The 12432-nt window shown below is 41.5% G+C and carries 14 protein-coding genes and 2 pseudogenes; 5 read left to right on the top strand and 11 right to left on the bottom strand.

Annotated elements, in window-relative coordinates; genetic code table 11:
- Positions 1-86: 86 nt before the first annotated feature.
- Positions 87-251: pseudogene (locus BGL89_RS15180) on the top strand (ISKra4 family transposase); the annotation flags it as partial.
- 75 nt (positions 252-326) lie between these two features.
- Here BGL89_RS15180 and BGL89_RS15175 read toward each other — a convergent pair.
- The 9 genes and pseudogenes from BGL89_RS15175 to BGL89_RS15140 form a co-directional block, all read right to left on the bottom strand.
- Positions 327-968, bottom strand: coding sequence for a DUF3226 domain-containing protein (locus tag BGL89_RS15175; RefSeq protein ID WP_286826408.1), 642 nt, complete (start codon positions 966-968; stop codon positions 327-329).
- 2 nt (positions 969-970) lie between these two features.
- Positions 971-2128 (bottom strand): AAA family ATPase, encoded by a 1158-nt coding sequence (locus BGL89_RS15170; protein WP_286826407.1) that lies wholly within the window; start codon positions 2126-2128, stop codon positions 971-973.
- A gap of 44 nt (positions 2129-2172) precedes the next feature.
- A pseudogene (locus BGL89_RS21300) lies at positions 2173-2262 on the bottom strand (divergent PAP2 family protein); the annotation flags it as partial.
- A 105-nt stretch (positions 2263-2367) separates the two neighbouring features.
- Positions 2368-2703 carry a hypothetical protein gene (locus BGL89_RS15165; protein ID WP_286826406.1) on the bottom strand — a complete coding sequence of 112 codons (336 nt, stop codon included), beginning with the start codon at positions 2701-2703 and terminating at the stop codon, positions 2368-2370.
- A gap of 47 nt (positions 2704-2750) precedes the next feature.
- The gene (locus BGL89_RS15160) at positions 2751-3704 is read right to left on the bottom strand and encodes an asparaginase (protein WP_286826405.1); all 954 of its coding nucleotides are present in this window, start codon (positions 3702-3704) and stop codon (positions 2751-2753) included.
- A gap of 15 nt (positions 3705-3719) precedes the next feature.
- Positions 3720-4223 (bottom strand): CGLD27 family protein, encoded by a 504-nt coding sequence (locus BGL89_RS15155; protein WP_286826404.1) that lies wholly within the window; start codon positions 4221-4223, stop codon positions 3720-3722.
- A gap of 5 nt (positions 4224-4228) precedes the next feature.
- Positions 4229-4633: a ribosome silencing factor gene (gene rsfS, locus BGL89_RS15150; RefSeq protein ID WP_286826403.1), complete on the bottom strand. Its 405-nt coding sequence runs from the start codon at positions 4631-4633 to the stop codon at positions 4229-4231.
- Positions 4634-4688: 55 nt separating this feature from the next.
- Positions 4689-5285 carry a bis(5'-nucleosyl)-tetraphosphatase (symmetrical) YqeK gene (gene yqeK / locus BGL89_RS15145; RefSeq protein WP_286826401.1) on the bottom strand — a complete coding sequence of 199 codons (597 nt, stop codon included), beginning with the start codon at positions 5283-5285 and terminating at the stop codon, positions 4689-4691.
- A 79-nt stretch (positions 5286-5364) separates the two neighbouring features.
- Complete coding sequence (locus BGL89_RS15140) at positions 5365-6933, bottom strand: YcjF family protein (protein WP_286826400.1); 1569 nt, start codon at positions 6931-6933, stop codon at positions 5365-5367.
- 195 nt (positions 6934-7128) lie between these two features.
- Between BGL89_RS15140 and BGL89_RS15135 the strand changes: the two genes are divergently transcribed.
- From BGL89_RS15135 to secF, 3 genes are read left to right on the top strand one after another with little or no spacing between them, the layout of a single operon-like run.
- Positions 7129-8112 carry an alpha-ketoacid dehydrogenase subunit beta gene (locus BGL89_RS15135; protein WP_286826399.1) on the top strand — a complete coding sequence of 328 codons (984 nt, stop codon included), beginning with the start codon at positions 7129-7131 and terminating at the stop codon, positions 8110-8112.
- 26 nt (positions 8113-8138) lie between these two features.
- The gene (gene secD, locus BGL89_RS15130) at positions 8139-9545 is read left to right on the top strand and encodes a protein translocase subunit SecD (RefSeq protein ID WP_286826398.1); all 1407 of its coding nucleotides are present in this window, start codon (positions 8139-8141) and stop codon (positions 9543-9545) included.
- A gap of 52 nt (positions 9546-9597) precedes the next feature.
- Positions 9598-10530 carry a protein translocase subunit SecF gene (secF, locus tag BGL89_RS15125; protein WP_286826397.1) on the top strand — a complete coding sequence of 311 codons (933 nt, stop codon included), beginning with the start codon at positions 9598-9600 and terminating at the stop codon, positions 10528-10530.
- A 42-nt stretch (positions 10531-10572) separates the two neighbouring features.
- On the opposite strand, the gene BGL89_RS15120 is transcribed toward secF, so the two are convergent.
- The gene (locus tag BGL89_RS15120; RefSeq protein ID WP_286826396.1) at positions 10573-11055 is read right to left on the bottom strand and encodes a methylmalonic aciduria and homocystinuria type D protein; all 483 of its coding nucleotides are present in this window, start codon (positions 11053-11055) and stop codon (positions 10573-10575) included.
- A gap of 71 nt (positions 11056-11126) precedes the next feature.
- On the bottom strand, positions 11127-11363 hold the full coding sequence (locus BGL89_RS15115; protein WP_158201394.1) for a type II toxin-antitoxin system HicB family antitoxin: 237 nt from the start codon (positions 11361-11363) through the stop codon (positions 11127-11129).
- Between the two features lie 525 nt (positions 11364-11888).
- Between BGL89_RS15115 and BGL89_RS15110 the strand changes: the two genes are divergently transcribed.
- Positions 11889-12119 carry a hypothetical protein gene (locus BGL89_RS15110; RefSeq protein WP_158201395.1) on the top strand — a complete coding sequence of 77 codons (231 nt, stop codon included), beginning with the start codon at positions 11889-11891 and terminating at the stop codon, positions 12117-12119.
- Positions 12120-12432 lie beyond the last annotated feature (313 nt).

Here is a 12432-nt window from a genome sequence, read left to right as displayed (position 1 = left end):
TTAGCAGATTCAGGGGCACCTGAGCGACTCTCAATCTAGCTAAAAGCCTTTTCCTGTAAGGTTTTTAGCTTTATTCAGCAGACCCTAATTACTATCAACAAGAAGAGATTTGCTCTATTGCTTCGGGAGCCGTTGAATCCACGGTTAAACAGATTGACCGACGACTGAAAATTTCTGGAGCCCAGTGGAATGAAGAAAATATCCCTCAAGTGCTTAAACACCGCTGTGCTTACCTAAATAACAGTCTTTAGCTATTGAATAGTATTTATGTTCTGACAAAACTGACTTGCTCCCGGCTGTCAATCCCATCTGGAGCCATAGTTCTCTCAAATCTCGTATAACTCCTGTAACCATCTCAAAAAATTTGCTGATTGGGGATGGGAGCGATTAAGTATTCTTTGTTTTACTGCATCGTGAAGTTGTTTACCTGGCGGATCTTGCCAAGCTAAATAGGTATGAATATTAGCCTTATCTAGATGATAATCTCTATAGGCTGCCCCTTGTTTTTTTGCCTCTATCACCTTGTTTTGTGTATATTGCCAAAGATTATTATCGGGAACTAAATAGGCTAAAAAAGTCTCTAACATCCCTCTAGATTGATTATCTGGCATCATCCACACACCGAATTTTATCCCCGATTCTAGAGTTATAATTAATCCCTCTGCTGGTAAATTTTGAGGTAAGCTAGGTATATTTGGTAAACAGGCATTATACAAACTTTTCCAACGATTATCAGGTTCTTCGTCTGCATCTATGACAATTCCTAAATGAGTTAGTCCGTTAGGAGTTTTTAGTTGTGTAGAGATGTATTTAGGTTTTAGTAAATTTTCAACACCATCACAATTTATGATATTTAATGGTTCTTCCCCTCTATTCCAAGTAACTCCATTTGCTGCCATTAATTGGGGAATAACTCTCAATTCCTCTGCACCTTCCACTAATAACTTTTTTGTCTCTATTTTAGGCATTGTTACCGCACCTCAAGATTACTTTTAGCGGCAATAACAATTTCTTCTGGATCAAAGATTACAGATTGGCTTTTTTCCCTATCTATCCTTTGAATAGTAATATCGTTATCAGTAATTTTTTCTTCGGTAATTAATTCGCCTAAACTTTGCCAACAATCGCGGCTGTGAGTGGTGGCAAATACCTGAATATTGAGTTTTTTGGCGGTTTCCCAGACTACTTTCCACATATCAGTCATGACAGTAAAATGCAAACCGCTATCAATTTCATCAACTAATAAAATTCCATTTTCAAGATTAACCATCGCTAAAACTAATCCTAACATTCGCCAAATTCCATCGCCTAAACTGCCAATAGGTATAGGTTGATCATGATTTTTAATTTTGATTAAAAACCCACCTCTAACACCTAGGTTATTTGAAGTTAAATACTTGCCAGAACCAACACTGGCTATCCTTTCAATTTTTGGCTCAATAATTTTCAAAGATTCAATAATTAAATCTTCTAAAGGAGAGAGAACAATGTTATCAAAAAGTGCTGCCATATCAGAACTTGTTAGAGAAAATGGTGTTAAGAACTTCAATTCAATTTTATTATCAATACCTATTTTATGGGAAATTCTGCTTAAACTAGCTATTCTTCTTATGGAATCTCTGGCAAGAGTACCGTTGGCAAGAAGTTCCATTTCAATAGGTTTTTGTGAGCCAATCCATCCAATACTTAAAAGAAGTTTACCCCATTCCTCATTGTCGAAATTGTGATCATTATTTTGATTTAGATCATCATTTTTGTCTGAAAATAAAGATAGTTGTATAGGAATGCTTTCAACAGAAATGGTAACACTTGCTAGACAGGATTTGCCATATCCACTGATGATAATTTTTTTACTTGGGATGATTTCATGCCCATGAAATAAATTACAAATTGCAAAAACTTTAGTGGGACTAGGTAGATTACTTTCTGACCAACCAAACTCACCTCTATAGCTAATAGTTTCAAGAAATATATCTATATTATTCTGAGCATACAAAAACTGAATCGCTTCTAAAATAGAAGTTTTACCGCTATTATTTTTACCTACTAAGAGATTAATTCGACCAAGATTGGCCATCTCAAAATTCTGAAACCCGCGAAAGCCTTCAATTTTTAGGGATTGTAACATGAGTGATTACCCCGGATTTTCAGTTATTAAATCTAGTTTATCTCAACCCCAGTAGCCAAAGCCCCCGACGAGACTAGATAGCGCAGACTCACCTTACCATCGCGGATTAACTCAATCAGCGCTTTTAGTCCCTTTTCACCTTTCGAGCATTATAGTTGGTTTCGGCGCAGAAAACCAGCAAAAACATGACTACAGAGGAAATCGCTGACTCTAGAGATTAATGACATCAGATAATAAGGTTAGCGATAAATTCCTAGCTGCTGATACAGTTCAACTTGATCTTTGACAACAGTTAAGGTTTTTTGTTCTTCAATATTCTGAATAGCTTGTTGAGTTTTTTGGTTAAAATCGCTTATTGTATAAGTCCCTTCTGCAATTCGTGGTTCTTTTTGCGCTTCTTCTAAAAATTCAGCTAGGTGTTTTTTTAGATAGGTTGCCAGGGTATCTTGTTGTTCTTCAGAAAGCAGTGCAATTTGCTCGAAAGTTTCTTGAATTAATTTAGTCTTAGGTATGTATTGTACTCCGAAGTTCAGTTTTTGAGGAAAAAAATCAAGATATAAATACTGCCCTAACACACCAAAACCTTTTATTTTTGATGTGTTACGCTTTGTTAACCGACTATTTACAATAAAGCCATTTCCCCCACCACTTCCAAGCGGGTATAACTGCCGATTTTGAGGAATTTTTCCGAGAGAGATTCGGCCACATTGGGAGTAATCCAGCCTAACTGTTTGAGAATTTGCAAAGCGGCGGCATATTTAGCCCGTTTGGAACCATCTAGGGCTTTTATTGCTAATCCTAAACCTTCACCGACGCGCCCGATACATTGAATACCTTCGGCCCCGGCTTTACTGACGATTTCCCCTTGGCTAACCTGCATTAATTCCGTATCAAAAGCCCCTTCTCCCGCTACCATGCGGGGATGATAGGTCATGGCGCGGACGATTCTTTCTAAGTCTAAACGGTTGCCAGAGGCTAACTGGGCGTAGAGATGGGCCATTTGCCCCAACTGCATTGAATAGGTGGGCGCGCCGCAGTCATCGTGGGCGCTGATTAATTCATCCCCCGGCATCCCCAATAATTCGGCAATTTTGCTTAAAATTAGCTTCTGTATCGGACTAGAACGCCGGAGATAGGTATTTAATGGCCAGCCGCGCTGTTGACACACCGCTAACATCCCGGCGTGTTTACCAGAACAATTGTACTGTAAGCGACTGCGTTTACCTTCTGGGAGGGGACATTGCAGGGCATTGGTATCGATATCGGCGCGCCAGAGAATATTAAAGACTTGACGGGCTTGTTCCACTGTGCCTTGGTGAGAACTACAGATAATGGCTAGATCCTTATCGTTGAGATCGTAGCGTTCGAGGGTGCCGGTACTGGTGACAGCCAGCGCTTGAAAAGGTTTCAGGGCCGAACGAATAAAGGCGCTAGTTTCGGCGCTGCCGGCGGTGGATAACACCCGGCCGCGGTCATCGCAAATAGCGGCCTCGACATGATGGACCGATTCAATAATACCTTCCCGGAGGAGATGAATTTCTAAGCGGTGGGTTGGTGAACGTTTTACCCTATTCATTCAGATTGGTTGCGGTTAGTGAGTGAAAAATAGCCAGAAAAGACCACTGATAGCGACAATTGACCCTAGAATCAGGGCGGTTTTTTGTAAACGCTGGAGAATGGGCTGGATTTGATAGGAGACGATTAAACGATCGCGGGTTAAAATAGCGGCGGTTTTTGTCCAGATTTGGCCATCATACCAGCCCGACTCTTCATAAAATACTTTCTCCGATTGTAAGCGGTCATAGACGTAGATCCAGCCTAAATACAAGCGCAATAACACCAATCCTACCAAAATTGTCGAGCCAAAAATCCCCGCACAGAAGAAGAGAAAAGGGGCTTTTTTGAGGGGAAAACTGGCGGCGGCAATCGGTCCGACAATTAACCATGTCCATAACCATAACCAGAGAATTTTTTTTGTATAAGAGGCTACATCTATGGTAGCCCAACGAAAAAACCAAGATTCTTTTAATTGTTCGTACTCGTTAACCGGTTGCTGTTCTTCTGGGACGGGACAGAAATCAAGGGAGGATTTCATGGACTTTACTCCTCTAAATGGTTGCTAGGTAGAGGAATACGTTGAGCATGACCCCAAAAAGCTTCTAAATTATAAAATTCCCGCTCTTTTGGTAAAAAGATATGGACAATGATATCGCCATAATCCATCAGGATCCAGCTACCTTCGCTTTTTCCTTCCACTTGTCGGGGCGATTGTTGCCATTCTAGTTCCATAGCAGCTTCGATCGCATACTCGATCGCTCGCACTTGAGTGGTAGAATAGCCGGTAATAATCAGAAAATAATCGGTTAAATAACAGATATCGGCGACTTTCAGGATGGCGATGTCCCCCGCTTTCTTGTCCTCGGCAGCGGTAACAATTGTCTCCAGAAACTTTTCGGTCTTGAGATTTTCGGCGATGGGGGTAATAATTCCAGTGGGATTGGTCATTCAGGTTGTGGTTATCCTTTGACTGAGGTGGTTGTAAGCGAGTCTTGAGATTATGTTAATCAATGGTTTTAGTTTCTGTTGGTTGTTCTTTAACAATTTGTAACGCCCAGTTGCGGGTTAGCACGGTGCGGGGATGAATGGGACAATGGCTACTTAAAAGATATTTTAGGGAATAATCGCAGGTTTGTTGAACGCTTTTATGGAGATTTTGATAGCTGAGTTGTCGTAGGGCGTTTAATTCGGGTGTATCGCCGCGATTGGGTTCCAAGGCATCGGCAATAAAGACTATACAGCTAAGATCGCTCATATTGGGTTGACCGAGGGTATGATTGCGAATTGCTGCGAGAATTTCCTCATCGGTAACGTTAAATTCTTTTTGGGCGACAATCGCACTCACATCGGCGTGGAGTAAGTGAGGATGGGATAAACAGATATTATCCACGTCTATTCCCGCCGATTCCGCCATTTTTAGCAGTTTTTTGGGCTTGAAAAATTTGGCCAGATCGTGTAGTAATCCCGCTTGCCCTGCTTGGACGGGATCGAGACCGTGATGACTAGCTAAATCAATACACATGGTCTCTACACCGAGAATATGTCGCAGACGGTGTTCGTTGACGTTTTCTTTTAACCAGTCGATAACTTGCTGTCGCATCTTTTTTTGCCCTTGTGGAACCCCAAAACGATTGTAACAATTACTATACAATTTTGCCTATTGCTACCGGGTTCGATCTTTACCAATCATCCTCGCGACTAGCTTCTAAAACTTCTTCTTGCTGCCAATCATCCTGAAAAGGTTGTACCACTTTACCGATCGCATCGGCTACAAAAGACTTAATAAATTCTTCCTTGCGACTGAGTTGAAATTGTCTTTGTACCACTTCCGTCATGCCACCGTCTCCCCAGTCTTGATCGTGACGGAAATATTCAATAAAACTTTTGCCGGCAATGCGGGTTAAATAGGCGGCACTGACCCCTTGAATTGCCTTACCGACTATATAGGTAGTAAAATTTAATTGTAGGATTCTGGCTAATAATTCTACTGCTCCTTTCACTACTCCCAAACTAACTAGAGTTTTGCCCAAAGATAAGGCCAATTCCTTGCCTCGATCGCTGTTAATTTCACAGCCATAAACTTGACCAATTTCCCTGACCATTTGAGCATTAACCGCCGCCGTTGCTAACAGATCGAACACTGGTAAGGGAGTCACTGCAATCACTCCCGCACCGATCCACTGATAGCGATCGATAATTTTATCAGCTTGGCGACGACGTTGGCGATCAATAATTTTCCTAGCTTCTTCTCCTAATCTTTGGGATTGTAAGAGGATATTATCCGCCACTAAATCCTCCCCTTCGGCCCGTAAAACTGAAGCCAAACGTTTAATTAAAGCTAAAATATCTGGTTCTGGTGTGATCATTTGTCCCCCGGTTAAATGCACAGGTTGGGGATTAGCGGCAACGGCAATAATATCGGCGGAAAGGACCACTCCTTTAAGACGTTCTCGTAATTGTTTTAAAATAATGTCTCGATCTTCATCGCTATAGAGATCGATTTTATTAAAGACTAAGAGAGAACGTTTCCCCATATCAATTAAACGCAATAAAGGGGCGTATTCCGATTGTCGAATATCGTTATCAATGACAAATAAAAGTAAATCTGCTTCCGTGGCTAATTGTCGCGCTAACTGTTCCCTTTCACCTCCGGCTGCACCAATTTCGAGAATGCCGGGGGTATCGGTAATTTGAATTTCCCGATTCACACCTTTCATTTTTAAACTATAGGTTTCCCCTTTTTCCGTGGTTCCCATGGTTGCCTCCACATTGCCCACCATTTGACCGATGAGAGCGTTAATTAGAGAGGTTTTTCCCGCCGATCCTGTGCCAAAAACGATGATTTTAACTTCTTTTCTGGCTAAACTTCGCTCAATTTCTTGGGAACGCTTAACAAAAACCTGTTGGGTTACTTTATCTTGAATTTGCTCCACTTGTTGCCGGATAGCTTTTAAGGTTTCCCCGGCGGCCTCGGTTTTTTCTACCGGTAATTTTAGGGGTGGACGGGAGGAAGAATGCAACCCGCGGCGACTTTTTTGGCGCTGGGGCAGCAGGTAAAAGTAGTATAAAAGAATGTAGATCAGCAAGCCCAGCAGTCCGATAATGAGCAAAAGCAGAATATTAGCTAAGATAGGAGCGGTAAAGGCGATCTGGATGTAAAGACGATAGATAGAGTTGACTAACCACAACATTAATCCGAAAATAAAGCTCAGACCAATGATTAAAGCGGCAAGACGGGGTAATTTCATCAGCTTTAACGGTAGGGGATTGCTTGATCTTGATCTTAGTTCTTTGCTGGCCGATTGTCGGTAACTAGAATAGACTATTATCTATAGTCATAATTCCCTCTCCCCACTTCCCCACTTCCTATTCCCTCGGGACAGAAAAGGGGTAAGATAATAAGTTTAGTGATAAGATGACCGAATTGTAAGCGGGGACTTGATATGGCAGAAACCCTATTATTTAATGCTTTGCGACAGGCGATCGATGAGGAAATGGGCCGCGACCAGACAGTATTTGTTTTAGGTGAAGATGTGGGTCATTACGGCGGTTCCTACAAAGTTACCAAAGATCTCTACAAAAAATATGGCGATTTAAGGGTTTTAGATACTCCCATCGCTGAAAATAGTTTTACGGGCATGGCAGTGGGGGCAGCCATGACGGGATTGCGTCCGATTATTGAAGGCATGAATATGGGTTTTCTTCTCCTTGCCTTTAACCAAATTGCCAACAATGCCGGGATGTTACGTTATACTTCTGGCGGTAATTTTAAAATCCCCATGGTTATCCGCGGTCCGGGGGGTGTGGGGAGACAATTAGGTGCGGAACATTCCCAACGTTTAGAGGCCTATTTTCACGCAGTACCCGGACTAAAAATTGTCGCTTGTTCCACTCCTTACAACGCCAAAGGTTTATTAAAATCGGCGATTAGAGATAATAACCCCGTGCTTTTCTTTGAACACGTTCTTCTCTATAATCTCAAGGAAAATTTACCTGATACCGAGTATCTTTTACCCCTAGATAAAGCGGAAATCGTTCGCCAGGGAGAAGATATCACCATTCTCACCTATTCGCGGATGCGTCATCACTGTTTACAGGCATTAAAACAGTTAGAAAAAGATGGCTACGATCCAGAAATTATCGATTTAATTTCCCTGAAACCCTTTGATATGGAGACGATCGCCGCTTCGATTCGCAAGACTCACAAGGTGATTATCGTGGAAGAATGTATGAAAACGGCAGGAATTGCTTCCGAGTTAATTGCTTTAATTAATGAGCAGTTATTCGATGAATTAGATGCCCCTGTGTTAAGATTATCTTCCCAAGATATACCGACACCTTATAACGGTAATCTAGAAAGATTGACGATTATTCAACCTAATCAAATTGTCGAAGCTGTCCAGAAAATGGTCAGCGATCGCATTTAACAAATTCTCCTTTTGATACCGAAGTTATGCAGAGACAAAATTGGTTATTGTTACTGATCATCGGCCTAGTTGTTGCCTCGATCTTCATCCTGATTAAGTTACCCCTACAATTAGGTTTAGACCTGCGCGGTGGTAGTCAATTAACGATCCAAGTTAAACCCACCGAAACCGTAAAAACCATTCAACCTAATGATTTAAAAGCGGTACAAAATGTGATTGAAAACCGCGTTAATGCCCTCGGTGTTTCTGAATCATTAGTGCAGACTGTGGACAGTAAAAATCAGGTAATCGTGCAACTACCTGGGGTCACAAATCCCAAAGAAGCTGAGAGAAACTTAAATGTTCAGGCCCAATTAGAATTTCGTCAGCAAAAACAAGGTACAGAAGGAGAATTTCGGGCTGAATACTCAATTTTTCAACAAAAAAAAGCGGAATTAGCCGCCCTCAAAGCCGAGAATAAACCCGAAAATGCCGCTAAAATTGCCGAACTAGAACAATCTCTGCAAAAATCTAAACAGGCAATTTTAAATCTATTTGAATCGGTGGACTTAACTGGAAAAAATCTGCAAAATGCCACTATTAGTTCCACCCAAGGCACTAACTGGGAAGTGGCCATTACCTTCGACTCGGAAGGGGGCAATAAATTTGCCGAACTGACTAAAGTGATTGCAGGTACTGGTCGCAGTATTGGGATTTTCCTCGATAATGAATTAATTAGCGCCCCGGTGGTTGATGTGCAGTTTGCCCAAACGGGAATTACAGGAGGCCGGGCCGTGATTACCGGTAATTTTACCGCCGAAACTGCCAACGATCTAGCGATTCAATTGCGCGGTGGTTCCCTCCCTTTTCCCGTCAAAGTCGAAGAAATTCGCACCGTTGGGGCAACTTTAGGCCAAGATAGCATCCGTCGCAGTATCTACGCTGGTTTAGTGGGTTTACTGTTAGTTTTAATCTTCATGGCGGTTTATTACCGTTTACCCGGTGTCATCGCTGATATTTCCCTGATTATCTATACTATACTCTCTCTGGGGGCTTTTGCCTTAGTGGGAGTCACGATGACCTTACCCGGTATTGCTGGATTTATCCTCAGTATCGGCATGGCTGTTGATGCAAATGTACTGATTTTTGAGCGCACCCGGGAAGAATTAAGGGCCGGAAAATCTTTATTTCGGGCGGTAGAGTCGGGATTTTACCGGGCTTTTTCCAGTATTCTTGATAGTAATGTCACTACTTTAATCGCCTGTGGTGCCTTATTTTGGTTGGGTTCGGGATTAGTCAAAGGTTTTGCCTTAACTTTAGCCATTGGGGTAGCTGTGAGTATGTTTACCGCTTTAACCTGTAGTCGCACGCTCCTGTTAATCACCGTGTTAAACGTCCCCAGCGTCCGTCAAAAACCCCAACTTTTCTGCCCTAATTTACCAGCAAACCAATAAACTGAAAAATCTCCCTACTCCTGTCTCCTTTTTTACTTTTCACTTAATCAATATGGCATTTAGTGTTACAAAACAGCGTAATTTTTGGTGGACAGTCTCGGCCTTGCTGACGATTGGTAGTATTTTGGCCATGGTAATTTCTTGGTTCACTATTCAAGCGCCTTTGCGACCGAGTTTAGATTTTGTTGGTGGCACGAGAATTCAGATAGAATTAGCCTGTGCCAAAAAGAATAACTGTGAGAAACCCTTAACTACTGCCGAAGTGCAAGTGATTTTAGACGAGGAGGGATTGAGTAACAGTAGTGTGCAGGTTTTGGATAAATATACTTTATCAGTGCGGACGAAAACCCTCGTAGAAGAACAGAGAACAAAATTACTCGACACCTTAAATCAGAAAATCGGCACCTTTGACCCCGAAACCAGTCAAATCGATACCGTCGGTCCCACCATCGGTCAAGAATTATTTAGGTCGGGATTTTTGGCCCTATTAGTTTCCTTCTTCGGCATTGCCGTCTATCTAAGCTTTCGTTTTCAACGGGATTACGCTTTTTTTGCCATTGTCGCCCTCTTTCATGACGTTCTAATTACCGTGGGCGTATTTGCGGTTTTAGGCTTAATTGCGGGGGTAGAAGTGGATAGTTTATTTTTGGTTTCCCTCTTGACAATTGTGGGCTTTTCTGTTAACGACACAGTGGTAATTTATGATCGCGTGCGGGAAAATTTCGCCCAAACTCCTGAACTATCGGTGGATGAAATTGTCGATAATGCGGTGAGTCAAACCCTAGCTCGTTCGATTAATACCACCCTGACCACTTTATTGCCTCTGGTGGCGATTTTTCTCTTTGGTGGCACCACCTTAAAATATTTTGCCCTAGCTTTAATTATCGGTTTCGTAGCTGGGGCCTATTCGAGTATTTTTATCGCTAGTACCCTACTCGCTTGGTGGCGCGGTCGTTCCCATCGAACTAAGATAGTGCAAGCTTAAAAATGGCTATTAGTCACTAGCCAAATTTTTGGGACAATTTCGTCAAATATCGGCTTCACCAATCATAATTGCTGTCAAAATTGACTCAACTGCTACTGCTGTCGTCCCAGACAAGAAAAGTCCGGGATAGACAGCAGTATGCCATCTTGGATGCAGCAGAGTTTTACAGCCTCTAACTGTCGAAAAATTAAATCCCAATGAATGATGAACCGTGGCAACCAAATCAAAATGAGCATCGCCTTTTTTTGAGTATTGAGGTATTCCTTCTTTAGGACAAATGATTTCTGTTAAGAAGCCTTGTTTTTGACTCATAAGATGGAAAGATTGACCCCATTGCATAAATTGCTTAAGTAGGCGATCTTTTTCCTGTTCAATTAATTCTCCTTCTTCGTCTAAAGGAAATTGAGAATTAATCAAGACAATTACGATAGTTTGCGGAGGAACTTGCCAATCAGGTAGCAATTTTTCCCAGTTATGAACCATAAATGGGGTAGGAGATTTTATATATCTCTCTACAGAATTCATGTTTAAGCAATGAGATTGATAGAAGCAATTATATCATAAGTCAACCTACGAAACTTAAAAAGACCTATTAGTTAATTTATTACCGTCGTAGTCGCCTCATCAAAGGAATAAGTTGGTGGTGTAGGGATTTTATTAAGGGTTTGACAATCCGTTAAATATTGTTCAATGACGGTTTGAAAAGCCTGTTCTAGCTCATCAACGGAAAGACCATCAAAAACAATAATATCTTCTATATTAATGACACGACCAAAAAATAAGCGATCGCTGGCATCATATTCAATCACAGCTTCATAGCCTTTGTATTGCATTAGTTTACTCCTGCTTTAATTAAAAATTTACGAATAGCTTTAATTGGGTATCTTTTTAGTTCCTTTTGGGGGTGCGGGGAATGAATATTAAGGGAAATTTCATTAAGATCAAATCCCACTCTTGAGCCATCACCTTATAGCGGTATGCAGTCGAATGAGGTATAGTGCAACAGGCTATGAGTCAGTCTAGGCAAGACTTTGTCTGTATCTCACTCAAGCGAATACCGCTATATCATCCCAAAAGATGTTACGGCGGATGGGATCAACAAAAATAGAATCATAGGTTTTTCGCTGTTTTCTATTCATTTGTTGATTATAGTCTGATTACCAACTTAACATCTAAGCAATACTAATGATCGCCTCTTCCCCAGAATCTAAACCGCGATCGTCCCTTTAGAGAGGGGACTTGAAACACCTGATCAGTCAGAAAAAAGTGATTGTTTCTCCCAAATTCGACTGTGCTTTCGGATTCTTAAATTTGGACTTATACTGAAGTGAGAGATCAAATTGCCATCAGGAGTCAAGATGATTACGTTTGAAAATGCGTTAGAGGTAGTCAGTCAATTACCTAGAGAACAGCAAGAATTATTGGCTGATATTGTCAAAAAGCGGTTAGTGGAAGTCAGAAGACGAGAAATTATGGAGGAATGTCGTGAGGCGTTGGCAGAGTACCGAACAGGGAATTTAAAAGCAATGTCAGCAGAAGAAGTTATCTCAGAATTACGTTGTTACCTAGAAAGCGACGAGGATTCGTGAGAGAGTTAATTTTAACGACTAGGTTTAAGCGATCTTTTAAAAAATTTGTCCAGCGTAACGCGGCATTACAGCGACAAGTTGAAAAAACGTTACTGCAAATGAGGGAGGATGTCTTTGCGCCCAATTTGATGACCCATCGCCTAAAGGGTGAGCATGATGGACTAAAGGCTTGTTCTTGTGGATATGATTGTCGGATTATTTTTACGATTCAAAAAAACGAGCCGCCGATTCAAGTCTGAAGTGCATCACCTGAAAAGCTTGACAGAGGAAAGCTCATCAGTTAAAGTCGGATATTGATCAAAACAAACAGACA

The organism is Microcystis sp. LSC13-02 (assembly GCA_002282935.1).
GTDB lineage: Bacteria > Cyanobacteriota > Cyanobacteriia > Cyanobacteriales > Microcystaceae > Microcystis.
The sequence above is the reverse complement of the archived record's forward strand: the minus strand, read 5'-3'. Positions and strand labels throughout refer to the sequence as shown.